At 69.2% G+C, this 26803-nt stretch carries 22 protein-coding genes; 16 read left to right on the top strand and 6 right to left on the bottom strand.

Going from position 1 to position 26803, the window contains the following annotated elements:
- Nucleotides 1-53 precede the first annotated feature (53 nt).
- The 6 genes from AAHH99_RS04140 (at nucleotide 54) to AAHH99_RS04115 (ending at nucleotide 5683) form a co-directional block, all read left to right on the top strand.
- Nucleotides 54-953, top strand: coding sequence for an alpha/beta fold hydrolase (locus AAHH99_RS04140; RefSeq protein WP_418767490.1), 900 nt, complete (start codon nucleotides 54-56; stop codon nucleotides 951-953).
- A gap of 102 nt (nucleotides 954-1055) precedes the next feature.
- Entirely contained in the window at nucleotides 1056-1856 is an 801-nt protein-coding gene (locus tag AAHH99_RS04135) for an LLM class F420-dependent oxidoreductase (protein WP_418767489.1), read from the top strand.
- Nucleotides 1857-1908: 52 nt separating this feature from the next.
- A complete protein-coding gene (locus AAHH99_RS04130; RefSeq protein ID WP_418767488.1) occupies nucleotides 1909-2586 on the top strand; it encodes a GntR family transcriptional regulator in 678 nt (225 codons plus the stop codon).
- 99 nt (nucleotides 2587-2685) lie between these two features.
- Nucleotides 2686-4416 (top strand): ABC transporter substrate-binding protein/permease, encoded by a 1731-nt coding sequence (locus tag AAHH99_RS04125; protein WP_418767598.1) that lies wholly within the window; start codon nucleotides 2686-2688, stop codon nucleotides 4414-4416.
- A complete protein-coding gene (locus AAHH99_RS04120) occupies nucleotides 4416-5159 on the top strand; it encodes an amino acid ABC transporter ATP-binding protein (protein ID WP_418767487.1) in 744 nt (247 codons plus the stop codon). Before AAHH99_RS04125 ends, AAHH99_RS04120 begins: the two co-directional genes overlap by 1 nt.
- 77 nt (nucleotides 5160-5236) lie before the next feature.
- Nucleotides 5237-5683 (top strand): MarR family winged helix-turn-helix transcriptional regulator, encoded by a 447-nt coding sequence (locus tag AAHH99_RS04115; RefSeq protein WP_418767486.1) that lies wholly within the window; start codon nucleotides 5237-5239, stop codon nucleotides 5681-5683.
- A gap of 4 nt (nucleotides 5684-5687) precedes the next feature.
- Here the strand turns inward: AAHH99_RS04115 and ggh are convergent, their stop codons facing one another.
- Complete coding sequence (ggh, locus tag AAHH99_RS04110) at nucleotides 5688-7028, bottom strand: glucosylglycerate hydrolase (RefSeq protein WP_418767597.1); 1341 nt, start codon at nucleotides 7026-7028, stop codon at nucleotides 5688-5690.
- A 53-nt stretch (nucleotides 7029-7081) separates the two neighbouring features.
- On the opposite strand from ggh, the gene AAHH99_RS04105 reads away from it, so the two are divergent.
- Entirely contained in the window at nucleotides 7082-7747 is a 666-nt protein-coding gene (locus AAHH99_RS04105; RefSeq protein ID WP_064399009.1) for an SDR family oxidoreductase, read from the top strand.
- Nucleotides 7748-7792: 45 nt separating this feature from the next.
- Here the strand turns inward: AAHH99_RS04105 and AAHH99_RS04100 are convergent, their stop codons facing one another.
- Both AAHH99_RS04100 and leuS read right to left on the bottom strand, forming a co-directional pair.
- On the bottom strand, nucleotides 7793-8650 hold the full coding sequence (locus AAHH99_RS04100) for a type IV toxin-antitoxin system AbiEi family antitoxin domain-containing protein (RefSeq protein ID WP_418767485.1): 858 nt from the start codon (nucleotides 8648-8650) through the stop codon (nucleotides 7793-7795).
- A gap of 98 nt (nucleotides 8651-8748) precedes the next feature.
- Nucleotides 8749-11592, bottom strand: coding sequence for a leucine--tRNA ligase (gene leuS / locus AAHH99_RS04095; RefSeq protein WP_418767484.1), 2844 nt, complete (start codon nucleotides 11590-11592; stop codon nucleotides 8749-8751).
- 177 nt (nucleotides 11593-11769) lie between these two features.
- Here leuS and AAHH99_RS04090 point away from each other — a divergent pair, with 177 nt between their 5' ends.
- Together AAHH99_RS04090 and AAHH99_RS04085 are read left to right on the top strand one after the other, a co-directional pair.
- Nucleotides 11770-12906, top strand: coding sequence for an LpqN/LpqT family lipoprotein (locus AAHH99_RS04090; protein WP_418767483.1), 1137 nt, complete (start codon nucleotides 11770-11772; stop codon nucleotides 12904-12906).
- A gap of 80 nt (nucleotides 12907-12986) precedes the next feature.
- Nucleotides 12987-13340: a hypothetical protein gene (locus tag AAHH99_RS04085; protein ID WP_418767482.1), complete on the top strand. Its 354-nt coding sequence runs from the start codon at nucleotides 12987-12989 to the stop codon at nucleotides 13338-13340.
- A gap of 3 nt (nucleotides 13341-13343) precedes the next feature.
- Here AAHH99_RS04085 and AAHH99_RS04080 read toward each other — a convergent pair whose 3' ends face one another.
- Nucleotides 13344-13949 (bottom strand): YqgE/AlgH family protein, encoded by a 606-nt coding sequence (locus AAHH99_RS04080; protein ID WP_418767481.1) that lies wholly within the window; start codon nucleotides 13947-13949, stop codon nucleotides 13344-13346.
- Nucleotides 13950-14060: 111 nt separating this feature from the next.
- Here AAHH99_RS04080 and AAHH99_RS04075 point away from each other — a divergent pair, with 111 nt between their 5' ends.
- Together AAHH99_RS04075 and AAHH99_RS04070 are read left to right on the top strand one after the other, a co-directional pair.
- The gene (locus AAHH99_RS04075; protein ID WP_418767480.1) at nucleotides 14061-15347 is read left to right on the top strand and encodes an MFS transporter; all 1287 of its coding nucleotides are present in this window, start codon (nucleotides 14061-14063) and stop codon (nucleotides 15345-15347) included.
- Between the two features lie 10 nt (nucleotides 15348-15357).
- Nucleotides 15358-16134 carry a TIGR03084 family metal-binding protein gene (locus tag AAHH99_RS04070; protein WP_418767479.1) on the top strand — a complete coding sequence of 259 codons (777 nt, stop codon included), beginning with the start codon at nucleotides 15358-15360 and terminating at the stop codon, nucleotides 16132-16134.
- Between the two features lie 6 nt (nucleotides 16135-16140).
- Here the strand turns inward: AAHH99_RS04070 and AAHH99_RS04065 are convergent, their stop codons facing one another.
- The gene (locus AAHH99_RS04065; protein WP_418767478.1) at nucleotides 16141-16623 is read right to left on the bottom strand and encodes a pullulanase; all 483 of its coding nucleotides are present in this window, start codon (nucleotides 16621-16623) and stop codon (nucleotides 16141-16143) included.
- Nucleotides 16624-16767: 144 nt separating this feature from the next.
- Nucleotides 16768-18210, bottom strand: coding sequence for a CCA tRNA nucleotidyltransferase (locus AAHH99_RS04060; RefSeq protein ID WP_418767477.1), 1443 nt, complete (start codon nucleotides 18208-18210; stop codon nucleotides 16768-16770).
- A gap of 187 nt (nucleotides 18211-18397) precedes the next feature.
- Here AAHH99_RS04060 and AAHH99_RS04055 point away from each other — a divergent pair, with 187 nt between their 5' ends.
- The 5 genes from AAHH99_RS04055 (at nucleotide 18398) to AAHH99_RS04035 (ending at nucleotide 26733) form a co-directional block, all read left to right on the top strand.
- Complete coding sequence (locus AAHH99_RS04055; RefSeq protein WP_418767476.1) at nucleotides 18398-19285, top strand: NUDIX hydrolase; 888 nt, start codon at nucleotides 18398-18400, stop codon at nucleotides 19283-19285.
- The gene (locus AAHH99_RS04050) at nucleotides 19282-21693 is read left to right on the top strand and encodes a hypothetical protein (RefSeq protein WP_418767475.1); all 2412 of its coding nucleotides are present in this window, start codon (nucleotides 19282-19284) and stop codon (nucleotides 21691-21693) included. The genes AAHH99_RS04055 and AAHH99_RS04050 overlap by 4 nt, the downstream gene beginning before the upstream one ends.
- Nucleotides 21690-25400, top strand: coding sequence for a murein biosynthesis integral membrane protein MurJ (murJ, locus tag AAHH99_RS04045; RefSeq protein ID WP_418767474.1), 3711 nt, complete (start codon nucleotides 21690-21692; stop codon nucleotides 25398-25400). Before AAHH99_RS04050 ends, murJ begins: the two co-directional genes overlap by 4 nt.
- Before the next feature lie 85 nt (nucleotides 25401-25485).
- A complete protein-coding gene (gene sigM, locus AAHH99_RS04040) occupies nucleotides 25486-26058 on the top strand; it encodes an RNA polymerase sigma factor SigM (RefSeq protein ID WP_418767473.1) in 573 nt (190 codons plus the stop codon).
- A 57-nt stretch (nucleotides 26059-26115) separates the two neighbouring features.
- The gene (locus AAHH99_RS04035) at nucleotides 26116-26733 is read left to right on the top strand and encodes a hypothetical protein (protein WP_418767472.1); all 618 of its coding nucleotides are present in this window, start codon (nucleotides 26116-26118) and stop codon (nucleotides 26731-26733) included.
- The last annotated feature ends 70 nt before the right edge of the window (nucleotides 26734-26803 follow it).

Here is a 26803-nt window from a genome sequence, read left to right as displayed (position 1 = left end):
GCGCGAGTGCGGACCGCCACTACGTCGGTTTCGGCGTTCTGTAGGGTCACCTGATGACCGAGATCTCGCCTGACGACGAACTGGCTGCGCTCGACGAGTTCACCTTCCTACGGGAAAACGCGCGCCAGGCCGGTGTCGAGGCGGTGCCGCCGGTGAAGCGTCTCGCCTCCGGACCGATCAGCTCCCTGAAGTTCGGCGACGCACCGCCGCGGGTGGTCTTTCTGCACGGCGGCGGACAGAACGCGCACACCTGGGACACCGTGATCGTCGGGCTGGGCGAGCCGGCGCTGGCCATCGACCTGCCCGGGCACGGCCGGTCGGCGTGGCGCGAGGACGGTGACTACGGCCCGAAGAACAACGCCGTCGCGATCGAACCCGTCGTCCGCTCACTGGCTTCGGACGCCGATCTCGTGGTCGGAATGTCGCTGGGCGGCCTGACGGCGTTGCGTCTGGCCGTCGCGGCGCCGGACCTGGTGCGCAGGCTGGTGCTGGTCGATGTGACGCCGTCGGCGCCCGAGCGGCACACCCAGATGACCGAGGCGCAGAAGGGCACTGTCGCTCTGGTGCAGGGCGACCGCATCTTCCCCTCGTTCGAGGCGATGCTGGAGAAGACGGTCGCTGCGGCGCCACACCGTGACCGGGAATCGTTGCGGCGCGGCGTGTTCCACAACGCCAAGCGGCTCGACGACGGCACCTGGACCTGGCGCTATGACGAGATGCGCAAGGGTGAGGGTTTCGAAGGGCTGTGGGACGACGTCCCGCGGCTGGAGGTGGCGACGACGTTGGTGCGCGGCGCCAACTCGTTCTTCGTCAATGACGACGATGCCGCTGAGTTCGCCGGTCGTGCACCGGGATTCAAGGACGTACAGATTGTCGAGGATTCCGGACACTCGGTGCAGAGCGATCAGCCGGGCAAGTTGATTCAGATCCTGCGGGCCGTTCTGGCCGAGTAGCCCGCGGGCCGCGAGCGACCGCAATTGGTCGCGGATCGGCGGCGTGTCGCGTACAGATACGGTCGCTCGCGAGTGGCACATGATGCTGCGTACGGTTGAAGCGTGACCTATCCAATCCGTGTCGGCGTGCAACTGCAGCCGCAGCACTCCCCGAAGTACAGCCATATCCGCGCCGCGGTCCGACGGTGCGAGGACCTCGGCGTCGACGTCGCGTTCAACTGGGACCACTTCTTCCCGCTCTACGGCGATCCCGACGGTGCCCACTACGAATGCTGGACCATGCTGGGCGCCTGGGCCGAGCAAACGTCGCGCATCGAGATCGGTGCGCTGGTGACCTGTAACTCGTACCGCAACCCGGAGCTGCTGGCAGACATGGCGCGCACTGTCGACCACATCAGCGGCGGCCGCCTGATCCTGGGCATCGGTTCGGGTTGGAAGCAGAAGGATTACGACGAGTACGGCTACGAGTTCGGCACCGCAGGCAGCCGGCTCGACGACCTCGCCGAGGCGATGCCGCGCATCACGTCGCGTCTTGCCAAGCTCAATCCGCAGCCCACCCGCGGCATCCCCGTCCTCATCGGCGGCGGTGGCGAGAAGAAGACGCTGCGTCTGGTCGCCGAGTACGGCGACATCTGGCACAGCTTCTCCGACAGCGGCGAATATCCGCGCAAGGCCGAGGTTTTGGCGGGCCACTGCGCCGACGTGGGCCGCGATCCGAACGCCATCGAGCGGTCGGCCGGCGTATCGGGCAAGACCGCCGAGGCCCTGGTCGGCGAGGCCGACGCGCTCGCCGACCTCGGCGTCACGATGCTGACCGTCGGGGTCAACGGACCCGACTACGACCTGTCAGAAGCCGAGGCGCTGGTCCGGTGGCGCGACCGTCGTCGAAACGAAGGCGGCTGAACCGGCGTAACCCCTCCCGGCGAGGCGTGGTGCGTGAGAGACTGTCGCCGCCATGCCCAAAAAGTATGGGGTCAAGGAAAAAGACCTTGTGGTCGCGCACGTCGTGAACCTGGTCCTGACCGGCAAGCTCCGGTCGGGTGATCGGATCGACCGCAACGAGATCGCACAAGACCTCGGTTTGTCGCGCGTGCCCATTCAAGAGGCCGTCGTGCAGATGGAACACGACGGCATCTTGTCCACCCGGTACCACCGCGGTGCCTTCGTCGAACGCTTCGACGAGGCGTTCGTGCGTGAGCACCATGAGCTGCACGGCTTCCTGACCGGCATGGCGTCGGCGCGCGCCGCCGCCGAACCGGATCCCGGCGTCCTCGACCGGCTGGGCGCGCTGACCGACACGCTGCGCGGCACCCGCGACTCGCGCACCTTCTACGACGCCGCATGGCAGTACCGCACCGTGATCACCGACGCGTACGCCGGCCCCCGGCTGACGGCGCTCATTCGGTCGGTCCAAGCCTTTACACCCAGGGCGTTCTGGGTGACATATCTGAGCGATCACGACGAGATGCTGCCGTTCTACGAGGACGAGACCGCCGCGATCCGTGGCGGCGACGAGGAGGCCGCCCGCAACGCGTGCGTCACCCGCAGCGAGGCGATGGGTCGCATCATGGTCACCGAACTGGTCCGACGGGGTGTGTTGCGCGGGGCGGGCGCCTCGCCGGTGACGTTCTGATCGAGCCCAACCCGGCGAACGTGCGGCCCAGACCGATACGTTGCACAGATGACCACGTTTGCGCGGTTCGGCAAGATCTTCGTGGTGGCGCTCGCCGCGATGCTAATGACCGGCGTCGGCGTAGCCGGGCCCGCGCACGCCAACGTGGACCAGTGCGCACCTCCGGGCGTCGAGAGTGCCAGCGCCCTTCCTACCAACCTCGCCGCGGCGGCGACCGGGCCCGACGAGGACCGGTACACCACGCCATCCGTGGTGCCGCTCGCGGCGGTGGACGTGAACGCGTTGGGTCTGATCCAGCCGGGCACGCTGACTGTCGGCACCTTGTCGGACGCGCCACCGAGCATCTGCATCAACTCGGCCGGTCAGTTCACCGGGTTCGACAACGAGGTGCTGCGCGCGATCGCCGACAAGCTGGGTCTGCGGATCAACTTCGTCGGCACCGAATTCTCCGGGCTGCTCGCGCAGGTGGCGGCGCGACGCTTCGATGTCGGGTCCTCGTCGATCACCACGACCGAGGAGCGCCGCCGCACGGTCGGTTTCACCAACGGCTATGACTTCGGCTACTTTTCGCTCGTCGTGCCCACCGGGTCGCCGATCACCGGTTTCGACAAACTGGCGCCCGGACAGCGCATCGGCGTGGTGCAGGGCACCGTGCAGGAGTCCTACGTCGTCGACACCCTGGGCCTGCAGCCGGTCAAGTACCCCGACTACAACACCGTCTACGCCAGCCTGAAGACCCGGCAGATCGATGCCTGGGTCGCCCCGTCTCAGCAGGCGTCGGGGACGGTGCAGCCCGGCGATCCAGCCGAGATCATCGAAAACACCTTCAGTTTGGACAATTTCATCGCATGGGCGGTTGCCACTGAGAACCGCCCGCTCATCGACGCGTTGAACTCCGGGCTGGACGCCGTGATCGCCGACGGCACCTGGGCGCGGCTGTACTCCGAATGGGTACCGCGGGCGCTGCCGCCCGGGTGGAAGCCAGGCTCCAAAGCGGCTCCGCCACCACAACTACCGGACTTCAACGCGATCGCCGCCGAGAACCAGCAGGCTTCCACCGGGCCCGCGGCGCCGAAATCGACTCTGACGCAGCTCAAGGACTCGTTCCTCAACTGGGACCTGTACCGGCAGGCGGTTCCCGACCTGTTGAAAACCGGCCTGCCGAACACGTTGATCCTGACCGTCAGCGCAGCCGTCATCGGCCTGGTGCTGGGGATGCTGCTGGCGGTCGCGGGAATCTCGCGGCACCGCTGGCTGCGGTGGCCGGCGCGGGTGTACACCGACATCTTCCGCGGCCTGCCCGAGGTGGTCATCATCTTGTTGATCGGCCTCGGCGTCGGGCCGATCGTGGGCGGCCTGACCGGCAACAACCCGTTCCCGCTGGGCATCGCCGCGCTGGGCCTGATGGCTGCGGCCTACGTCGGCGAGATCTTCCGTTCCGGCATCCAAAGCGTCGAGCCCGGACAGATGGAAGCATCACGCGCACTGGGATTTTCATACACCGCATCGATGCAGCTGGTGGTGATACCCCAGGGTGTGCGGCGGGTGCTGCCCGCGCTGATGAACCAGTTCATCTCGCTGTTGAAGGCCTCGTCGCTGGTCTACTTCCTCGGGCTGGTGGCCGATCAACGTGAGCTGTTCCAGGTCGGGCGCGACCTCAACGCGCAGACCGGCAACCTGTCACCGCTGGTGGCCGCGGGCTTCTTCTATCTGATGCTCACCGTGCCGCTGACGCATCTGGTCAACTACATCGACAACCGGTTGCGCCGTGGGCGAAAGCCCTCCGAGGAGGATCCGCTCCCAATGGCGACGTCTCAGGAGATGATCTGATGCGCACGTCCGGTTTCGATCCGGTGTCGTTGAGCACCAACGACATCCACCTATCGTTCGGTCCGAACCCGGTGCTGCGCGGGGTGGACATCGACGTGCCCGCGGGCAGCACCACCGCGGTGATCGGGCCGTCGGGGTCAGGCAAGTCCACCCTGCTGCGCACGCTGAACCGGCTCTACGAGCCCGACCGCGGCGACATCCTGCTCGACGGCCGCTCGGTGCTCGCCGACAATCCCGACCAGTTGCGCCAGCGCATCGGGATGGTCTTCCAGAACTTCAACCTGTTCCCGCACCGCAGCGTGCTGGACAACGTGGCGCTCGCGCCGCGCAAGCTCAAGCGGCTCAGCGCCGAGGAAGCCCGCGAGCTCGGGTTGGCGCACCTGGAGCGCGTCGGCCTGCGCAACAAGGCCGACGTGCGGCCTACGACGCTGTCCGGTGGCCAGCAGCAGCGGGTGGCGATCGCGCGGGCGTTGGCGATGGCGCCGCAGGTGATGTTCTTCGACGAGGCGACCTCGGCGCTCGACCCCGAATTGGTCAAGGGCATCCTCGCGCTGATCGCCGACCTCGGCGCCGACGGCATGACCATGGTGGTGGTGACTCACGAGATGGGCTTCGCCCGATCGACCTCGGATGCTGTGGTGTTCATGGATCACGGCAAGGTCGTCGAGGCCGGACCGCCGGAGCAGATCTTCGATGCGGCCGAAACCGAACGTCTGCAGCGGTTCCTCTCGCAGGTGCTGTGACCGGGCCTTCGACGACTTTGAACTAACGCGTCCGTCACGCAACCTGGCATCGCCTGACAGGTTAGACTGCCGAAATTATGGCGGAAGTCGTCGAACCGCAGGTCGTGGAGCTGTCGGGGGAGCTGCAGCGGGTCCTGTCCCGGGTGTTCTCCGTGCTGCGTCGCAGCGACACGAGCCGGACAGACGCGGGAGACCTCACGTTGGCCCAGCTGTCGATCCTGCTCACGCTGCTGGAGCAGGGCCCGATGCGGATGACCGACCTGGCCGCCCACGAGCGTGTTCGCACGCCCACGACCACGGTGGCGATCCGCCGACTGGAGAAGCTGGGCCTCGTCAAACGCTCGCGCGACCCGTCCGACCTGCGGGCGGTGCTCGTCGATATCACCCCGGAGGGTCGCGCTCAGCACCAGGAGGCGCTCGAGGTTCGGCGCGCGCATCTGGCCAGCCTGCTGGCCAAGTTGAGCCCGGAGGACATCGAGACGCTGACCAAGGCCATCGACCCGCTCGAGCGGCTGGCCGAGTAGCGGATCAACCCAGCCAGTCCAGAACCGCTGCCGCCGTCCACGACTGCTGCATGCTGCCCAGCGGCTCGCCGGTGAAGGGTTCGTAGTATTCGGCAAACGTCCCGTCGCTGGCCTGGCGCAGTCCCTCCTGGCGAAGCAGACGTGCGCGTTCGGCCCAGCCGCGGCGCGCGAAGCACCACGAGAACAGCCACGTCACCACCGGCCAAACCGGGCCGCGCCAGTATTCGCGCGGCCGGAATTCGCGTGACACCGGCGAGGTGGACGGAATGCAGGCGTACTTGAGGTCGGGATGAGCGCAGAAGCGCGGGCCCTCCAGCAGCTTTACCAGCGAGCGTTCCTTGTCGTGGGGCAGACCGCCGCACAACAGCGGGGCGAACTGCGCGACCGTTTCGGTGGCCACCCACTTGCCCGTTCGCACGTCGAAATCCCGTGCTGCGCCGCTTCTTTCGTCAGTGGTGTCGATGACGCCCTCACGGAACCGCTGGCCCCACGCGTAGAGGTCGCGGACGTCGGCGCGGGGGCGGCCGTAGTCCTCACCGATCTCGGCGAGCACGTCGCAGGCGACCGCGAGGATGGCCGAGACGAACACGTCCTCGACCGCGAAACTCATGACCTTGGGCAGCAATTCGTCGTCGTAGCGGGCCGACTTCATCTCCTCGAGCAACCAGAGGTAGCGGTCGTACTCGAGGTCGGACGGGCGCTGGGTGGCGTCGGTGACGATCGTGTTGTCCTCGCGCTGGTACTCCGGCACGTTGCCCGGAATCACGTTGGCATAAGCGCTGTCCCAGCGCGGGGAGTTGTCCATACCGGACTCCCAGCCGTGGTACAGCGTGACGCGGCCGTGTCCTTTCGGGTCGCGGGCCTCGGCGAGCCAGCGGTGCCACTGGACGAGGTCGGACCAGCGGCGGTCGAGGAACGCTTCGGCGACGGCGCGGGTGGAGCGGCCGCGGGTGCGGGCGTGATCGAGGATGCGCTGCACGGCGATCGCGTGCACCGGCGGCTGGGTGATACCGGACGTGTGCCGGTTGCGGGGAGCGTGCGCGGCCAGCGCGGAGGTGGCCCAGCGCGCGGGGCCGGGAAAGTAGCCGTCGACACCGTTGGCGAAGACGATGTGCGGGATCATCCCGTTGGTCCACTGCGCCGAGAGCAGGGTGTCGAGTTCGACGACCGCGCGCTCGACGCTCAGCGGGGCCAGCCCGATCGCCACGAACGCCGCATCCCAGCTCCACATGTGCGGGTACAGCAACGGCGCCGCGGTCGTCATGGTGCCCAGGTCGTTACCCCGCAGCAGGTACGCGGCGCGGGCCGCGAGCTGGGTGGGCGCGAAGCTGTGGTCGGGTGGCATCCGTTCCATGATGCGACGCTTCTCCCCGGAGCGCAGGTCGGTAGGGTTTCGACATGCCGACCGCGATGATCACGGGTGCCTCACGAGGGCTCGGGACGGCGATCGCCACGGCGCTCGCCGACAGCCACACTCTGTTTCTGGCCGGGCGACCGTCGGCGGCGCTCGACGAGGTCGCCGCGCAGTTCGGTGCCACCACGTGGCCGATCGACCTGGCTGATGTTTCCGGCATCGAGGCCGCGGTCGAGCCGATCGTCGAGCTCGACGTACTGATTCACAACGCTGGGGTGGCGTTCCCGGGTCGGGTCGCCGAATCCACCGTCGACGAGTGGCGCACCTCCATGGAGGTCAATGTCATTGGCGCGGTTGCTCTTACGCTCGCGCTGTTGCCGGCGTTGCGGGCCGCGGGCGGACACGTGCTTTTCGTGAACTCGGGGTCGGGGATCAACGCGTCGCCGGGATTGGCGTCGTATTCGGCCAGCAAGTTCGCCTTGCGGTCGTTCGCCGACTCACTGCGGGCCGATGAGCCGTCGCTGCGTGTGACGTCCGTGCACCCGGGCCGGATCGCCACGGAGATGCAGGAGGGTCTGGTCGCCTACGAGGGCGGGGAGTACGACCCGTCACGGTTTCTGAGCCCGCAGAGTGTGGCGAAGGTGATCGCCGATGCGGTGCACACGCCGCCGGACGCCCACATGCACGAGGTCATCGTCCGCCCCCGCTAGTAGTTCGGTGATTTCGGTGTAGTTTGTCGCGGGAGGCGCAACCAGCTACATCGAAATCGCCGATTTGATGAGCGCTATCACGCGATCGGGGTACTCCGTGAGGTCGAGCCAGGTGAAGCGCAGCACCTGCCACCCCAGAAGGGTTATGTGGTTCTGTCGCACCCGATCCTGATGGAACTCGTCAGAACCGATATGGAACGCTAAGCCGTCAACTTCGATGGCGACCTTCGGGCCCTTAAATCCTACGTCGACGCGATATCTACCCACCGGGTAGTTCGCCTGCCACCCGGTGATCCCGGCTTCCCGGAGCAGCCTGAGCAGCAGCCGCTCGGCCGTCGATCGCGCGCCGTCCGACGCCGCCTGCAGAAGTACGCGCGCCGAGGGTGAACCGTAGCGGCCATTGTTGCGGAGTTGGGCGCGCCACAAATCCCGCAGCGCTACATCCGCCTGGAGTGCGCGATCCATGATCTTTGCGCCATCGCGAGTCCGGACGGCGGCCTCAAGAACGGTCAATGGTCGGGAAGTGACGCGTAGCCCCTTGCATTCGACGATGTCCTCGGATGCAAGGTTCCGGCGGCGCAACCTCACGCCTCTGGGAGCTCGGCCGCTGCCGTTGCGAGGCATGGTGACTTCAACGACATTCGGTGCGAAACGGGTGAGGCTGTGCCACCACGCAGCTGTCAATCCGCTCGCGACGGCGGTCTCCCCGCAACTCCACACCCCGACGCGTATACGCGCGGCGTCACTGAATGGACGGTCGTCGACGAAGTAGACGCCGCGTGCGCACTGCCGCCACAGTCCGGACCGCACGCGCCTGTGAACTGCGGACCTGCTCATCCCCATGAGGCGAGCCTGGCTGAGCGTCAGAACACCATCGTGCCGACGGAGATGATCGTTGAGCACTTAGTGATGGACGCGACAACCGCTCCTCCGGTTCCCTGTGCCGCTATTTCGGTGTCAATGGTTGCGCCAGTCGCAACCAACGACACCGAAATCGCGCGTTAGACGACGATGTTGACGAGGCGGCCGGCCACCACGATCACCTTCTTCGGCGTCGCGCCGTTGATGAACGCCTGAACCTTCTCGTCGGCCAACGCGGCGGCCTCCAGCGCATCGGCGTCCGCGTCCGCAGCGACCGTCACCCGCCCGCGCACCTTCCCGTTGACCTGGACGGGGTACTCGACGGTGTCCTCGACCAGATACTGCGGGTCGGCCACCGGGAACGGACCCTGCGCCAGCGACGATTCGTGACCCAGCCGACGCCACAGCTCCTCGGCCAGATGCGGGGCGAGCGGGGCGACCATCAACACCAGCGGCTCCAACGCCGCGCGCGCCGTCACCCCCTCCTTTGTCAGGTGGTTGGTGTACTCGATCAGTTTGGCCGCCGCGGTGTTGTTGCGCAGGCTCGTGTAATCGTCTGACACTCCGGCGATGGTGCGGTGCAACAACTTCAGCGTCGGCTCGTCGATCGCCTCGTGTTCGGCGACGCGGTTGGCGCCGGTCTCCTCGTCGACCACCAGGCGCCACACCCGCTGCAGGAACCGGTGTGCACCGACGACGTCCTTGGTGGCCCACGGCCGCGACGCCTCCAGCGGGCCCATCGACATCTCGTAAACCCGAAGCGTGTCCGCACCGTAGTTGTCGCAGATCTCGTCGGGCGACACCGAGTTCTTCAGGCTCTTGCCGATCTTCCCGAACTCCTGGAAGACCTCTATTTCACCGTCGGGCCCGGTCCAGTAGAACTTGCCCTCCCGCTCAACCACTTCCGCGGCGGGCACGTATGCGCCGCGAGAGTCGGTGTAGGCGAACGCCTGGATGTAGCCCTGGTTCACCAGCCTGCGGTAGGGCTCAGAGGAGCTGACGTGTCCGAGGTCGTAGAGCACCTTGTGCCAGAAGCGCGCATACAGCAGGTGCAGCACCGCGTGCTCGACGCCGCCGACGTACAGGTCGACACCACCCGGGTCGTCGGCGCCGTGTTCGATGGGCCGCGGCCCCATCCAGTAGGCCTCGTTTTCCTTGGCGCACAACTCCTCTGAGTTGTGCGGGTCGGTGTAACGCAGCTCGTACCAGGAGCTGGCTGCCCACTGCGGCATGACGTTGGTGTCGCGTGTGTAGCGCTTGAGGCCGTCGCCGAGGTCCAGTTCGACGTTCACCCACTCGGTGGCCTTGCCCAGCGGCGGCGACGGTTCGCTGTCTGCGTCGTCGGGGGCGAAGAGCACCGGCGAATAGTCGGGTACGTCGGGCAGCTCGACCGGCAGCGCGGACTCCGGCAGCGCGTGCGCGCGGCCGTCCTCGTCGTAGACGATCGGGAACGGCTCGCCCCAATACCGCTGACGCGCGAAAAGCCAATCCCGCAGCTTGTATTCGATGCGCTCGCGGGCGCGGCCGTCTGCCGTCAACCGCGCGGTGATCGCCTCCTTCGCCGAGGCGACGCTCAGCCCGTTGAGGTAGTCGGAGTTGACGATCTCGCCTTCTCCGGTGTACGCGTCCTGCGAGACATTGCCGCCGGCAACAACTTCCACGACCGGCAGCCCGAACTCGTTCGCGAATTCCCAGTCGCGGTGGTCGTGTCCCGGCACCGCCATGATGGCTCCAGTGCCGTAGCCCAGCAGAACGTAGTCGGCGATGAAGATCGGTACGCGTTGACCGTTGGCGGGATTGGTCGCATACGCGCCGACGAACACACCGGTCTTGGTCCTGTTCTCCTGACGCTCCAGGTCCGACTTGGCCGCGATCGCAGCACGGTAGGCGGCGACGGCTTCGGCGGGCGTCGCGCCACCGTACGTCCATCGCTCGTCGACACCGGAGGGCCACTGGTCGGCGACCACCTTGTCGACCAGTTCGTGCTCGGGCGCCAGCACCATGTACGTCGCGCCAAACAGTGTGTCGGGGCGAGTGGTGAACACCTCGATGTCCCCGACGTCGGTGCCGAACAGGACGGATGCGCCGGTGGACCGGCCGATCCAGTTGCGCTGCATGGTCTTGACCTTCTCCGGCCAGTCCAGCAGTTCGAGGTCGTCGAGCAGGCGGTCGGAGTACGCGGTGATGCGCATCATCCACTGCCGCAACCGTTTACGGAAGACCGGGAAGTTCCCGCGCTCGCTGCGGCCGTCGGAGGTGACCTCCTCGTTGGCCAGTACTGTGCCCAACCCCGGACACCAGTTCACCAGCGAGTCGGATTGGTAGACCAGCCGATACGAGTCGATCACGTCGGCGCGCTCACCCTTCGACAGGTCGGACCATGACCGGCGGTCGTCGAGGCTGCGCGCTCCCGACTCGAACTGCTCGACCAGTTCCACGATCGGCCGAGCCTTCTGTGCGGTCGGGTCGAACCACGCGTTGTAGATCTGCAGAAAGATCCACTGCGTCCATTTGTAGTAGTCGACGTCGGTGGTGGCGAAGCTGCGTCGCGAGTCGTGACCGAACCCCAGCCGGCCCAGCTGGCGCCTGAAGTTGACGATGTTGGCTTCGGTCCGGATCCGGGGATGTGTCCCGGTCTGGATGGCGTACTGCTCGGCGGGCAGGCCGAACGCGTCGAACCCCAAGGCGTGCAACACGTTACGCCCGGTCATCCGGAAGTACCTGGCGTAGACGTCGGTTGCGATGTAACCCAGTGGGTGCCCGACATGCAGGCCCTCACCCGACGGATACGGGAACATGTCCAGGACGAACATCTTGTCTGGGGGCACCGGCGAACCGTCGGCGGGCGCCAGCGACCCGACGGGGTTCGGCACGTGGAAAGTCCCCGCGTCGGCCCACCGCTGCTGCCAGGTGCGCTCGATCTGCCCGGCCAGCTCCGCGGTGTAGCGGTGCTGGGGGGTGTCTGTGGTCGGCGCGTCTGTCACGTGAACAGGGTATAAGCACCGATATCCGCGATGCTTCGGCCACGGGTCGGTCTCGGTTGCATTGCGGGGAAGTCAGAACACGGTTGCAGGTCGATTCCGACGCTGGTCGCCGTGCTTCGCGGGTGGATACAGTCAGCGCCTGACCTCTTCCCGTGCAGTTCGGAAGGACCGACGCAGATGATCGAGATCGCCCCTCGCTGGCGGATATTGGCCGCAAGTGTGGCCACCGCCACCGCCGGCGTCCTCGGCTTCGCGGGCACGACCGCATCGGCCGAACCTCTCGTTCCGCAGCCACCCCAGCCCGCGTTGCCCACGGTCACGCAGACCGTCACGGTCACACCGAACGCCCAGCCCCTCACCCAACAGGGGGTGACCGCACCGGGTGTGACGTCTGCCACCGCGGGGACCCCGGCCGGCGCGGCGGCTCAAGCCGGAGCAGCAAGTCCAGCAGGCGTGGCGACTCCAGCGGGCGCTCCGGCCGGTGCGGCGATGCCAGCGGGAGCGGCGGCGCCGGCTGGTACGGCGATGCCGGCGGGAGCGGCGGCGCCAGCCGGCACCGCGGCCCCGGGCCTGGCCGCCCAACCCGTCCCCCCGGCGCCGGTCGCGACGATCATGCCCGCCACCTCCGGCACGCTCTCCGAGTTCTTCGCCGACAAGGGGGTCAAACTCGAGCCACAGAACAGCCGCGACTTCAAGGCGCTCACCATCGTGTTGCCGATGCCGCGCGGCTGGGAGCACGTCCCCGACCCGAACGTGCCCGATGCCTTCGCGGTGATCGCGGACCGGGTCGGCGGCAACGGGTTGTACACCTCGAACGCTCAGGTCGTGGTGTACAAGCTCGTCGGCGACTTCGACCCGAAAGAGGCGATCAGCCACGGCTTCGTCGACAGCCAGCAGCTGCCCGCGTGGCGCAGCACCGACGCGTCGCTGGCCGAGTTCGGCGGCATGCCGTCGGCGTTGATCGAGGGGACCTATCGCGAGAACAACATGACGCTGAACACCTCACGGCGTCACGTCATCGCCACGGCCGGGCCCGACAAGTATCTGGTGTCGCTGTCCGTCACCACGAGCGTCGACCAGGTTGTCCCGGCCGCTGAGGCCACCGACGCGATCGTCAACGGTTTCCGGGTCACGGTCCCCGGGGCGCCTGCCGCAGCACCCCCTGCTGCGCCTGCGGCTCCCGGTGCATCCGCCCCGGCCGCTCCCGGCGCGGCATCGCCGGTGTCGAATCCGCCGTCAGCAGCGACGGCGCCGGCCGCCCAGCGGTCCCCGAGCGCGACTGCGCTGGGAACCCAGCCGGGCCTGCCGGGTTAGGCCCGTCCCCCGGGCGAAGCCTGGCGCCCGGGGGACGTCCCAACTCGTCGAGAGCGACGCGTCTCGATATCCTGTGGCCCATGCTCATCGCCGCGGTGCTCTGCCTGTGCGCTGCCGGCGCCGTCGCCGCGGTCGGCGGGTGGCTATTGAGCCGACCGCAATCGGAAGACCCGGTGCGCACGGTGCTGCGCTCGGTGGCGCCGACCCAACTGGCGGCGGCCGCGATGCTGGCCGCCGGCGGTGCGGTCGCACTGGCGGCCGATCCCGGCACGGCCCTCGTCGTGTTGATCGTCTGCGTGGTCGGAGCGCTCGGGACCGTCGGAGCCGGATGCTGGCAGAGCGCGAAGATGGCCGTCCGTCTATCGAGCGCTGAGCGCAGCGACGCGAGCGGTTGCGGCGGCGGGTGCGCCACCTGCACGCTGTCCTGCAGTTGAGGTCTAGTTGCGGCTGACGTCGATCGGATGCGTCGCGAGCAACGACAGCGGAAGAGGCTGCCTACGCAGCACCCGCGACCACAGGTCGATCTTCGGTTCGACCAGAACGTCGGACGGTAGGGCGGACAACACGATCCAGTCGTCGCGCTCGATCTCGCCTTCGAGTTGGCCGATCGTCCACCCCGAGTAGCCGGCGAAGATTCTTATCCCTTCCACCACCGGGGCGATCGAGTCGGGATCGGCGTCCAGGTCGACCATCACCATCCGTCCCTGCACATGGCGCAGACCGGGGACGTCGGCGGGCTCCATCCCGGCGCGCAGCGTCGCCAGGCACAGCGCCGCATCGCGTTTGACCGGTCCGCCGATGAACATGGTCTTCGGTTTGGCGGCCAGCTTTGCCCACTGCGGCAACACGTTGTAGACCGCCGTCTCGCTCGCCCGGTTCAGGACGACGCCGAGGGTGCCGCCGTCGTTGTGTTCGACGACGTAGATGACGCTGCGGCGGAACGTCGGCTCCAGCAGGTCGGTGTTGGCGAGAAGCAGCGTCCCCGCCCGCACTCGAGGCGCGGCAGGGGCGATGAAATCCTCTGGGTCCTCTGACTGCGCCACCCGTCCATCATGGCACCGGCAACGCCCGTCGTGGCGGACAAGCGCGACGCCGCCGCGATATTTGTACTGTGGATGCGGTCCGATCCGCCGCTTCTGAGAACGTGATCTCCCGTGCCCGATTTCCGCGCGCCCGTCGCCGTCTGGCGGTCGGTGCGCAGCCTGCCCGAGTTCCGGCGGCTGCTGGAGCTGCGGCTGGTGAGTCAGTTCGGCGACGGTCTGTTCGCGGCGGGGTTGGCGGGCGCGATTTTGTTCAATCCGCAGCGCGCCGCCGAACCGTGGGCGATCGCCGGGGCGTTCGCGGTGCTGTTCCTGCCCTACTCGCTGCTCGGTCCGTTCGCCGGCGCGCTGCTCGACCGCTGGGATCGACGGCTGGTACTGGTCGCGGCCAACGCCGGCCGCCTGGTGTTGGTGCTGGCCGTCGCGCAGCTGCTCGAGTCCGGCGCGGGCGATCTGGCGATCCTGTGCTGCGCGCTGATCGTCAACGGGTTCACCCGCTTCGTGTCGTCGGGGTTGTCGGCGGCGCTGCCGCACGTGGTGCCCAGAGATCAAGTGGTGGCGATGAACTCGGTTGCGATCGCGACCGGTGCCGCGGCCGCGTTCCTCGGCGCCAACTTCATGCTGCTGCCCCGCCGGCTGTTCGGCGCCGACGACGCCGGCGCTGCGGTCATCATCCTGATCGTGGCCGCCCCGGTGGCACTGGCGCTGTGGCTGGCGTGGCGTTTCCCGCCGCGGATGCTGGGGCCCGACGACAGTGCGCGCGCGGTGCACGGCTCGGTGCTCTACGCGGTCGCAACCGGGTGGGTGCACGGCGTAAAAACCGTGCTGGCGGTGCCCGCCGTTGCCGCGACGCTGACCGGGCTGGCCGCGCACCGCATGGTGTTCGGGATCAATAGCCTGCTGGTGCTGGTGATGGTGCGGCACACCGACACTCAGCAGGTCGCGGGGTTGGGCACCGCGGTGCTGTTCGTCGCGGCGACCGGCGCGGGAGCCTTCATCGCTGCCGCGATCATGCCGGTGGCGGTGCGCCGCTGGGGCCGGTACGCCACGGCCAACGGCGCGTTGGCGATCGCTGCGCTGGTCCAGCTGGCCGGGTCCGGCCTGCAGCTGGCGATGATGGTGGTGTGCGGGTTTCTGCTCGGCATGGCCGGTCAGGTGGTCAAGTTGTGCGCGGACAACGCCATGCAGCTCGACGTCGACGACGGCCTGCGCGGTCACGTGTTCACCGTGCAGGACTCGCTGTTCTGGATGACGTTCATCGGCGCGATCGCGTTGACGGCGAGCGTGATTCCGCCGGACGGTCGCCAACCCGCGCTCGCGTTGGCCGGCGTCGGCGTGTACCTCGCCGGTCTGGCCGCGCACGCGGCAATCGCGAGACCGGCGACGCCGACCCCGGGTTAAGGTGACCGGCATGGCTGGTGCCGCGCCGATGGTGGCCGACCTGCGCGCCGAGAGCGACGAACTCGATGCCATCGTGGCCGATCTTCCCGCCGCGCGGTGGGCCGAACCCACGCCGGCGGAAGGCTGGACGATCGCTCACCAGATCGCGCATCTGCTGTGGACCGACCGCGTCGCGTTGACCGCCGTCACCGACGAGGCCGCGTTCGCCGGCCTGCTCGAAGAGGCGGGCAAGAACCCGACCGGCTTCGTCGACGCGGGCGCCGAGGAGGTGGCCGCCCTGCCGCCTCCGGACCTGCTTGCCGAGTGGCGCACGACCCGGTCCCGGTTGCACGACGAACTGCTGACCGTCGCCGAGGGTCGCAAGCTGCCCTGGTTCGGCCCGCCGATGAGCGCCGCGTCGATGGCGACCGCGCGGCTGATGGAGACGTGGGCCCACGGACTCGACGTCGCCGACGCCCTCGGTGCGCGCAGGCCGCCCACAGCGCGGCTGCGCTCGATCGCCCACATCGGTGTGCGCACCCGCGACTTCGCGTTCGTGGTCAACGGTCGACAGCCGCCTGCCGAACCGTTCCGCGTCGAGTTGCGCGCACCGGACGGGTCGACGTGGTCGTGGGGGCCGGAGGACGCGGACCAGCGAGTCACCGGTACGGCGGAGGACTTCTGCATGCTCGTGACCCAGCGGCGCCCACGTTCGGAACTCGACGTGCGCGCCGTCGGCGACGACGCCGAACAGTGGCTGGGCATCGCGCAGGCGTTCGCCGGCCCGCCAGGGTCCGGCCGCGGCTAACGCGCTTCACAAATCGACGGCCGAATCGGCGCGGCCGTCGCCGTCACTGTCGGTCAGCTTGATGTCCCACTTGCCGTCGGCGTCGGCGTCGACGTAGGCGTTCTCACCGGCGAGCGCGCGGTCGGCGAGCCCGTTTGCGTCGGCGTCCATTAGGCGGTCGTCGACGTCGCCGTCGGCATCGAGGTCGACCATCGGCCCACCGAACTGCTCGACCCCGTCGAGACCGAACCAGCGCAGCCCGCGCTCGACGCTGACCGTCCAGGTTCCGCTGCCATCGTCGGTGAAGTGCATTGCGGCGTCGGCGTGGTCGCGCACGAGGCGCTCGGCGATACCGTCGTCGTCCAGGTCGGCCATCGCGTCGTCGAGCAGACCGTCGCCGTCGAAGTCGAGCCCGACCGCTTCGAATGCGCCGTCACCGTCGACATCCACGTCGGGCGTCGCGGACCAGATCGTCGCCGAACCGTCGCCGTCACTGAGGCAGTAGTCCATGACTTATGGGACGCACCGCAGCCGCGGCGGGTTCCACACGCCTCCGCCTCGCTCGAGACCGACGCAATGGTCGAATTCGCGCGCGCTAACCAACCAAAACGTCGGGCTCGGCGAGTGAGTCCTATGTGCGGACCCGGCGCGTGGTTACTGCCCGCCGCGGGCGTTCCACCACGCCAGCAGTTCCTCGACGGCCTCGTCGCGCGACAGCGGTCCGCGGTCCAAGCGCAGCTCCTTGAGGTACTGCCACGCCTGGCCGACCTGAGGACCGGCGGGAATACCGAGGATCTCCATGATCTCGTTGCCGTCGAGATCGGGGCGCACCCGCGCGAGGTCCTCCTTCTCGGCGAGTTCGGCGATCCGCTGCTCGAGGTCGTCGTAGTTGGCCTGGAGCCGGGCCGCGCGACGCTTGTTGCGCGTCGTGCAGTCGGCCCGCACCAACTTGTGCAGCCGCGGCAGCAGCGGACCGGCGTCGGTCACGTACCGACGCACCGCCGAATCCGTCCACTTGCCGCCGCCGTAGCCGTGGAACCGCAAGTGCAGGTACACCAGCTGCGATACGTCGTCGACCATCTGCTTGGAGTACTTCAGCGCGCGCAGCCGTTTTCGCGCCATCTTCGCGCCGACCACCTCGTGATGGTGAAAGCTCACCCCGCCGTCGGGTTCGTGCTTGCGGGTGGCGGGCTTGCCGATGTCGTGCAGCAGCGCCGCCCAGCGCAGCACCAGGTCGGGTCCGTCGTCCTCGAGCGCGATCGCCTGCCGCAGGACGGTCAGCGAATGCCAGTAGACGTCCTTGTGCTGGTGGTGTTCGTCGATCGCCATTCGCATCGCGCCCACCTCGGGCAACACCACCTCGCCCAGCCCGGTCTGCACCATCAGGTCGACGCCCGCGACCGGGTCGGCGCCGAGCAGCAGCTTGTCCAGTTCGGCGGCCACCCGCTCGGCGGTGATGCGTCCCAGCTGCGGCGCCATCTCCACCAGCGCGCTGATCACGCGCGGTGCGACGGTGAACTCCAACTGCGAGACGAATCGCGCGGCGCGCAGCATGCGCAGCGGGTCGTCGCCGAACGACACCTCGGGCGCGGCGGGGGTGTCGAGCACCTTCGCGCGCAGCGCCGCCAGCCCGTTCAGCGGGTCGTGGAAGCCGGCGGATCCGTCGGCGGTGATGCGCACGGCCATCGCGTTGGCGGTGAAGTCGCGCCGCACCAGGTCGTCGTCGAGGTTGTCGCCGAAGCGCACCTCCGGATTGCGGGACACCTGGTCGTAGGTGTCGGCGCGGTAGGTGGTGATCTCGAGACGCTCGTCGCCCTTGCCGACGCCGAGAGTGCCGAATTCGATGCCGGTGTCCCACAGCGAGTCGGCCCACGGCCGCAGCAACTTCTGCATCCGGTCGGGGCGGGCGTCAGTGGTGAAGTCGAGGTCGGTCAGCGCACGGCCCAGCAGCGCGTCACGGACACTGCCGCCGACGAGATACAACTCGTGACCGGCGTCGGCGAACAGCCGGCCGAGTTCGCGCAGCACCGCGCCGTGGCGGTTCAGCTCCACTTGCGCGGTGGCAAGGAGTTCGGCGTCGGTGGAGGAGGCGGGCACGTTCGGACAGCCTAGTCAGGCGACGATCAAGCGCCCCCCGGGCCGCGTTGAGGAGCCGGACGATCCAACCTAGTCAGGCGACGATCAAGCGGCCCCCGGGCCGCGGAGCCACACAAATGTGCAACGGCTCTATCACGACCGGTGAGTGCGGCGGGGGCGAATATGCGTGGCAACTACTATCGCTTGGGTGTCGGACGGCGAACAGGCCAAACCACGACGGCGCCGCGGGCGACGTCGTGGCCGACGCGCGGCAGGTCCGCCCGAGGCCGCACCCGACCCATCGGCGCAGCGCCGCCCCATTCCGCAGCCACCGGCCGGCCACACCAACGCCGCACCGAAGAACGGTGCCGTCGTCGACGGGAACAAGGACGGCAAGCGCGGGCAGTCCAAGAAGTCGCGGCCGCGGCGGCCACCCGACCGGCTGCGCACCGTCCACGAAACCTCGGCGGGTGGGCTGGTCATCGACGGTATCGACGGCCCCAAGGAGAGCCAGGTCGCCGCGCTGATCGGTCGCATCGACCGGCGCGGGCGCATGCTGTGGTCGCTGCCCAAGGGCCATATCGAAATGGGTGAGACCGCCGAGCAGACCGCCGTCCGCGAGGTCGCCGAGGAGACCGGCGTGCAGGGCAGCGTGCTCGCCGCGCTGGGCAGCATCGACTACTGGTTCGTCACCGAGGGCCGCCGCGTCCACAAGACCGTGCACCACTACCTGATGCGTTTCCTCGGCGGTGAGCTGTCCGACGAGGACGTCGAAGTCACCGAGGTGGCGTGGGTGCCGCTCAAGGAACTGCCCAAGCGGCTGGCCTACGCCGACGAACGCCGCCTCGCCGAGGTCGCAGGCGAGCTGATCGACCAGCTGCACGCCCACGGCCCCTCCGCGCTGCCGCCCCTGCCCCGCTCATCGCCGCGGCGCCGCCCCCAGACGCACTCGCACACCCGCAACCGTCGTCCCGACGAACGCCCCCAACCGTCCCCGGGGGCGGAGCGGTGGGGACGACGCCCGCCCGAAGGGCAGGGGGACGAGTGGGAGAATATGCAGCCCGGCCGGACGAACGGTTGCGGACAGGGCTCGTGACCGCCGCAGCGCTGCCGCGCGCGCTGGCCGCGCTGATCGTGCTGGCGCTGAGTGCCCTGCCGCTCGTCCTGCCGCCGGCGGGCACCGCCCAACCCGATTCGACGCCGTTCCTGCAGGTCCGCGTCGACCGCGTCACCCCCGACGTGGTGACCACCACCAGCGAGCCGGTGGTCACGGTGGCCGGCGCCGTCCTCAACGTCGGCGACCGGCCGGTGCGCGATGTGGTCGTTCGGTTGGAGGATGCCGCGGCGGTGCGGACGTCGACCGGCCTGCGCACCAACCTCACCGGCGACGTCGACCAGTACGAGCCGATCGGCGAGTTCGTCCCCCTCTCACCGGAACTCGCTCGGGGACAAGAGGTTCCGTTCACCCTGTCCTATCCCCTGCGGTCGGCGGACCGACCGTCGCTCAGCATCGACGCGCCCGGCGTGTACCCGGTGATGGTCAACGTCAACGGCACCCCCGACTACGGCGCGCCCGCCCGCCTCGACGACGCCCGCTTCCTGCTGCCGGTGCTCGGTGTCCCACCCGACCCGGGCGCCGAGTCAGGTGACGCAGTCACGGCGATCTCAGCGCCCGACACATCCAAGCCGGTCCGGCTGACGCTGCTGTGGCCGATCGCCGACCGGCCGCGGCTGGCCGCGGGCGCACCGGGCGGCGCCACCCCGGTACGGCTCATCGATGACGAGCTGGCGTCCTCGCTGGCACCGGGCGGGCGCCTCGACACGCTCCTGTCGGCCGTCGAGTTCGCCACCAGCCCCCAGGTCGATCCCGACGGACGGGTGCGCGCTGCGACATGTCTGGCGGTCGACCCTGATCTGCTCGTCACCGTCAACGCGATGAGGGGCGGCTACGTCGTCAACAACGGACCCGACGCGGGGTCCGGCACCCCCACCCGCCCCGGTACCGGGCAGGACGCGGCGGTGGCGTGGCTGAACCGGCTCACGAACCTGGCGACTGGCATGTGCGTCGCCTCCACCATTTATGCGCAAGCCGATCTGGACGCGCTCCGCCGCGTCCGCGACCCCGGACTCAGCCGGATAGCGACCAGCTCCGCGGGCGACATCGTCGACCAGATTCTGGGGGTCAACTCGGTGCGCGGCGCCAGCCTGGTCGGCGACGGTCCGCTGACCGGCCCCGCGGTGCGTCTGCTGTCGGACCAGGGTGGCCAGACGGTGGCCGTCGCGGCCGCCGAATCGGGCTCGGACGACGGCACCGACGTCGCGGACTCCGGCGTCGCCGACACCGAGCCGGTCCGCTACACACCGCAGGTCGTCGCGGCGCCGTTCGACCCGGCCGTCGGCGCGGCGCTCGCCGGCGCGGGCACCGACCCCGTGGCGCCGGGGTATCTGGACCCGTCGCTGGACATCCCGCTGCAACACGATTCGGCGGTGGCCCGGCGCCAGGACGCCCTGGGGGCCGTGCTGTGGCGCGCCCTCAATCCCGACGTCTCCCCGCGCACCCAGATCCTGATGCCGCCGATGGCGTGGAGCATCGGCCCCGACGACGCGCGGGCGATGTTCCGGGCGGTCGCCACCGCGATCAACGCCGGGCTCGCCGAACCGCGACCGCTCACCGCGGTGATCGGCGAAGGCAGCGCCGTCCCGCCCGACGACATGTCCCCGCTGCCCAGCGACGAGCTGGGCGACCCCGACGCCCGCTTCGACGACGCCGTCGTGTCGGGCATCGCCACCGTCACCGGGCGGTTGTGGGGGCTGACCGCGGCGCTGACCACCGACGAACGCACGGGGCTGACCGGATACGGCTACACCGCCCCGCTGCGCGAGGACATGCTCCGCGCACTGAGCCAGTCCGTGCCGCCCGACACCCGCAACGGCCTTGCGCAACAACGACTCACGACGGTCGGCCACACCGTCGACGACATCTTCGGAGCGGTCACGATCGTCAACCCGGGCGGGGCCTACACGCTGGCGACCGAACGCAGCCCGCTACCGCTGGCGTTGCGCAACGACCTGCCGGTACCGATACGGGTCCGCCTCGACGTCGACGCACCACCGGGGATGACGGTCACCGACATGGGCGAGATCGTGCTGCCACCGGGCTACCTTCCGCTGCGGGTCCCCATCGAGGTGCACTTCACCCAGCGCGTCGCCGTCGACGTCGCGCTGCGCACGGTCAACGGTCTGCCGCTCGGGGAACCGGTGCGGCTGTCGGTGCACTCGAACGCCTACGGCAAGGTGCTGTTCTTCATCACGCTCTCGGCGGGCGCCGTCCTGGTACTGCTGGCCGGGCGTCGGCTCTGGCATCGCTTCCGCGGCCAGCCCGATCCCGCCGACCTCGACCGTCCCGACCCGCTCGAGGTCGCGCTGCACTACGACGACGACACCGACACAACCTTGAGCCGGGCCGGACGCAGAGGCTCGGGCACCCGCGACGGTGCCGAGTGAGCACCCCCGCGCCGCCGCCTCGGCCCCACCCGCAGGCACCGCCACGAAAGTGGCCCGGCCACACACCTTTCCCTCCCCCGCCGCCGAGCACACCACGGCGCGACGGCCCGCCGCGGCTCAGCCGCGGACCCGCCCCCCGCCGCCGCGCCGGCCGCGAAGAACTCTCCGACGCGGCGGTGGTGTCGCGGTCGTGGGGCATGGCGGTCGCGACGCTGGTCAGCCGGCTCACCGGGTTCGCCCGCATCGTGCTGCTCGCGACCATCCTCGGCGCGGCACTCACCAGCGCGTTCTCGGTGGCCTACCAGCTACCCAACTTGATTGCGGCGCTCGTGCTCGAGGCGACCTTCACCGCGATCTTCGTGCCGGTGCTGGCGCGCGCTGAGCGCGACGATCCCGACAACGGCACGGCGTTCATCCGGCGCCTGGTCACGCTGACGACGACGCTGCTGCTGATCATCACCGCGCTGTCGGTGGCCTCGGCGCCGATGCTCGTCAACCTCATGCTCGGCAGCGACCCCGAAGTCAACCGCGACCTCACCACCGCGTTCGCATACCTGCTGCTGCCCCAAGTGCTGTTCTACGGGTTGTCGTCGGTGTTCATGGCAATCCTGAACACCCGCAATGTGTTCGGGCCACCCGCATGGGCGCCGGTATGCAACAACATCGTCGCGATCGTGACGCTCGGCGTGTATCTCATAGTCCCCGGCGAACTCTCGGTCGACCCCGTGCGGATGGGCAACGCGAAGCTCCTCGTGCTCGGCATCGGCATGACGCTCGGAACGGTGACGCAGGTCCTGGTGCTGTTGGCCGCGATCCGCCGCGAACGCATCAGCCTTCGCCCGCTGTGGGGCATCGACGAGCGGATGAAGCAGTTCGGTGCGATGGCCTCGGCGATGGTGCTGTACGTGTTGATCAGCCAGGTCGGGTTGATCGTCGGCAACCGAATCGCCAGTGGCGCCGCGGCTTCCGGGCCGGCGATCTACAACTACACGTGGCTGGTGCTGCAGTTGCCGTTCGGCATGATCGGGGTGACGGTGCTGACCGTCGTGATGCCACGGTTGAGCCGCAACGCCGCCTCCAACGATCAACGCGCGGTGCTCGCAGACCTTTCGCTGGCCACCCGGCTGACGATGGTCACGCTCATCCCCATCGTCGCGCTGATGACGGTCGGCGGACCCGCGATCGGCAGCGCGCTGTTCGCCTACGGCAATTTCGGTGAGGTCGACGCCAACTACCTGGGTATGGCGATCACCCTGTCGGCGTTCACGCTGGTGCCCTATGCGCTTGTGCTGCTTCAACTTCGGGTGTTCTACGCGCGACAACAACCGTGGACACCGATCCTGCTGATCGTCGTGATCACGACCGTGAAGATCATCGCGTCGCTGATCGCGCCCTACCTCACCGACGACCCCGAACTGGTCGCCGGCTACCTCGGAACGGCCAACGGCCTGGGCTTCGTCGCGGGTGCGGTGGTCGGCTACTTCCTGCTGCGCGCCAATCTCGACCCGCCGGGCGGTCGGCTCATCAACCTGCAAGTCGTGCGTTCGGTGCTGGTCACGATCGCCGCCTCGCTGCTCGCGGCGATGGCCGGCCAGGTCGCCGACAAATTGTTCGGTCTGGAGTCGCTGACCCGAAACTGGGGCGGTGCCGGCTCCCTGCTGCGACTGGTGGTGCTCGGCGTGGTCATGGTGCCGGTCATCGTCGGCGTCCTCCTCGGCGCGCGCGTCCCGGATGCCCAAGCGGCCGTGGACGCGGTCCGGCGCCGACTCGGCGCTGGTGCCCGGCCCGGCACCCGAGGCGACGGGGTAGCTGTCGGGGCCGCCGACCGGCCACGGACGCGCACCCCTCTCCCGTACCCTGAACAGAGGAATTCGTCCGCACCAGGGCGTCGGCACCGCCCGCCGGCCGTCCGGCGCGGACCACCTGCCCCCGTTGCCGGGGACCGGATGCGGAAAGGACCAGCGGTGAGCGACGAACCCGCAGGCGGCTCCGCGCCCACACCCGATTCCGCGACCAGGGAGATTCCGACCGGGCAGTCCGACGTCGTCGCCGACGACCTGCGGCCCGACGTCCCCGAACCCGGTCATACCACCGAGTTCGCCGCCGAGAACGGCACAACCCGGCTACCGGTATCGGGCCGGCCACCCTCGGACTACGGCGGTGATCCCACCCGCGAGCCCCTCGCGTTCGACCCGCCGCGCGAACCGGCCATCGAGGCCGCCACCTCCGACGAGGACATCCACCTCATCCCGGGCGCGATGGTCGGCGGCGGTCGCTACCGCCTGCTGGTGTTCCACGGCGGCCCGCCGACATTGCAGTTCTGGCAGGCACTCGACACCGCCCTGGACCGCCAGGTGGCGCTCACCTTCGTCGACCCGGACAACACCCTGTCCGACGAGACGCTTCGCGAGATCCTGACCCGCACCCGCAAGCTCAGCAGCATCGACATGCCCGGCATCGCGAGGGTGCTCGACGTGGTCAACACCGGATCCGGTGGACTGGTCGTGTCGGAGTGGATCCGAGGCGGCTCGTTGACCGAGGTCGCCGACACGTCGCCGTCCCCGATCGGCGGCGCCAGGGCGATGCAGTCGCTGGCGGCCGCCGCCGAGGCCGCCCACCGGGCCGGGGTCGCGCTCTCGCTCGATCACCCGGGGCGGGTCCGGGTCAGCATCGAGGGTGACGTCGCGCTGGCCTTCCCGGCGACGCTGCCCGACGCGACGCCCGAGGACGACATCCGCGGGATCGGGGCGGCGCTGTACGCCCTGCTGATCAACCGGTGGCCACTGCCCGAGCACGGTGTGCGCAGCGGCCTGGCCCCCGCCGACCTCGACTCGGCCGGACAACCGATCGAACCGCGCGCGGTCGATCGCCAGATCCCGTTCCAGATCTCGGCCGCGGCGGCGCGCGCAGTCCAGGAAGGCGGCGGTATCCGCAGCGCGCCGACGTTGCTGAACCTGCTCCAGCAAGCGACGGCGATCGCCGATCGCACCGAGCTGATCTCCCCGGTCGACGAAGCCGACCGCTCGGTGACTCCGGGCGTCGCCGGCGCTACCGACCCGGAGACCGAGGCGCGGCGCCGCAAGGCCCTGATGATCGGGCTCGGCGTCGGCGGCGCCATCGTCGTGGTCGCGCTCGTGGTGCTGGCGACGGTGCTGAGCCGGATCTTCGGCGACGTCGGCGACGGCCTGGGCGGCGACCGGCTCGGGCTCAACGACCCGACCGCCACAGAGTCGGCGGAAGGCAGCACCGGCAGCGGCAATGTCGTCAAACCGACTGCGGTGACGGTCTTCTCACCCGAGGGTGAGGCCGATGCGCCGTCCGATGCGCCCAAGGCGATCGACGGTGACAAGTCCGCGGTCTGGCCGATCGACACCTACACCGACCCGGTGCCGTTCCCGAACTTCAAGAACGGGGTTGGGCTGATGCTGCAGCTGCCGCAGTCCACCACGGTCGGCGAGGTCGACATCGACCTCAACAGCACCGGCACGGCCGTCGAGATCCGCTCTGCGCAGTCACCGACACCGTCCTCGCTTGCCGACACCACCGTGCTGACGCCGGCCACCCAACTCAAGCCGGGCTCCAACACCATCAAGGTCGAGAACGCCTCGCCCACCTCCAACCTGCTGGTCTGGGTGTCGACGCTGGGCCAGGTCAACGGGGAGAGCCGGTCGGACATCGCCGAGGTCACGGTCAGGTCGGCGTCCTGACCGGACGGTCGGCGTTGACCGGATTCATCCCCAGCCCGCCAAAGATGTGTCGGGAGGCACCCGCGTAGCCGTTTAGTGTTCGGCTGTGGGGAGCTTCGGGGGGCCGGACGGGGGACGCAGCGACGCGGAGTTGCTCGCCGCGCACGTCGCCGGTGACCGCTACGCGTTCGAGGAGTTGTTCTACCGCCACCAGCGGCAGCTGTACCGGATCGCGCGCATCACCAGTCGCAATCCCGACGATGCCGCCGACGCATTGCAGGACGCGATGCTCAAGGCGCACCGGCGGGCGCCCGCCTTCCGCTACGACGCGGCGGTGAGCAGCTGGCTGTACCGCATCGTCGTGAACTCGTGTCTGGATCGGCTGCGGCGCAACAAAACCCGCGTTGCCGAAGCGCTGTCCGACGACGACGGACACATCGGCGACCCGGCCTCGCGCGTGGACACCGCGATCGTCGTCGAGCGGGCCCTGATGCGGTTGCCCGTCCAACAGCGCGCCGCGGTGGTGGCCGTCGACATGCAGGGCTACTCCGTGGCCGAGACCGCCCGCATGCTCGGCGTGCCCGAAGGCACCGTCAAGAGCCGATGCTCCCGCGCCAGGGCCAAGCTGGCCGAGGCACTCGAGTACTTCGACGCGGAAACCCCCGCTCGCACCGACTGAGGGGAACCGCGGGCGCATCCGCCGCGTCTTATGTGTCGTGGTGGAGACTGGCTAGCGATGCAGACCGGAACGGACGACGACTCGGATCCCGCAGTTGAGCGAGTGCGTCGCGGCCTGGCCGAGTTGGCGCACGACGAGGACTCCGCGCCGGAGGTGCCCGCGGGCGTCACCGCACGCATCGGTGCCGCGATACGGGCCGCCGGTGAACCTCATCACGCCGTCGAACGGCCCCGGCTGCGCCGAATGCAGGTTCTCGGGCTGGTCACCGGCCTCGCCGCCGTGACCGCCGGGGTCATCATCGGCACGTCGATGGTGGTGCGCGATCCCGCACCACGGTTCTCCCAGGCCGGGCCCACCGCCGAGCACATCACCGTGCCGCGTCGTGCGCCCGCCTTCCCGCTGACCGGTCCCCAGCTCGCCGGCCTGCTGTCGGCACCCCCCGAATACGGGCCGCTGTCCGATCCGCGCCGCCGCGCCGCCTGCCTCGAGGGACTGGGGCACCCGGGGACCACGCCCGTCCTCGGGGCGCTCCCGGTCGAGCTGTCCGGGCGTACGGCTGTCGTGCTGCTTCTGCCCTCGGGCGCGGACGCCGACGTCCTCGCGGTGGCCGTCGACGCGGCGTGCCATGGGGCTCACGGTGGGCTGCTGGCCGAAACCGTGGTCGCACGACCGTAGTCTGTCCCCCGAGGTTGTTCGGAAACTCCGGGAACACCACCGCCTACGCTGGTGTTATACCGGTGCCGCG

Origin of the sequence: Mycobacterium neumannii, from assembly GCF_048452905.1 — a bacterium.
Taxonomy (GTDB): Bacteria; Actinomycetota; Actinomycetes; order Mycobacteriales; family Mycobacteriaceae; genus Mycobacterium; species Mycobacterium neumannii_B.
This window is presented reverse-complemented; position numbering and strand designations above follow the sequence as displayed.

Excerpts from the sequence above, each read along its gene's own strand:
- AAHH99_RS04140 (WP_418767490.1), top strand. The coding sequence starts at position 54 with ATGACCGAGATCTCGCCTGACGACGAACTGGCTGCGCTCGACGAGTTC.
- AAHH99_RS04130 (WP_418767488.1), top strand. The coding sequence starts at position 1,909 with ATGCCCAAAAAGTATGGGGTCAAGGAAAAAGACCTTGTGGTCGCGCAC.
- AAHH99_RS04125 (WP_418767598.1), top strand. The coding sequence starts at position 2,686 with ATGCTAATGACCGGCGTCGGCGTAGCCGGGCCCGCGCACGCCAACGTG.
- AAHH99_RS04120 (WP_418767487.1), top strand. The coding sequence starts at position 4,416 with ATGCGCACGTCCGGTTTCGATCCGGTGTCGTTGAGCACCAACGACATC.
- AAHH99_RS04115 (WP_418767486.1), top strand. The coding sequence starts at position 5,237 with ATGGCGGAAGTCGTCGAACCGCAGGTCGTGGAGCTGTCGGGGGAGCTG.
- ggh (WP_418767597.1), bottom strand. The coding sequence starts at position 7,028 with ATGCCACCCGACCACAGCTTCGCGCCCACCCAGCTCGCGGCCCGCGCC.
- AAHH99_RS04105 (WP_064399009.1), top strand. The coding sequence starts at position 7,082 with ATGCCGACCGCGATGATCACGGGTGCCTCACGAGGGCTCGGGACGGCG.
- AAHH99_RS04090 (WP_418767483.1), top strand. The coding sequence starts at position 11,770 with ATGATCGAGATCGCCCCTCGCTGGCGGATATTGGCCGCAAGTGTGGCC.
- AAHH99_RS04085 (WP_418767482.1), top strand. The coding sequence starts at position 12,987 with ATGCTCATCGCCGCGGTGCTCTGCCTGTGCGCTGCCGGCGCCGTCGCC.
- AAHH99_RS04070 (WP_418767479.1), top strand. The coding sequence starts at position 15,358 with ATGGCTGGTGCCGCGCCGATGGTGGCCGACCTGCGCGCCGAGAGCGAC.
- AAHH99_RS04065 (WP_418767478.1), bottom strand. The coding sequence starts at position 16,623 with ATGGACTACTGCCTCAGTGACGGCGACGGTTCGGCGACGATCTGGTCC.
- AAHH99_RS04035 (WP_418767472.1), top strand. The coding sequence starts at position 26,116 with ATGCAGACCGGAACGGACGACGACTCGGATCCCGCAGTTGAGCGAGTG.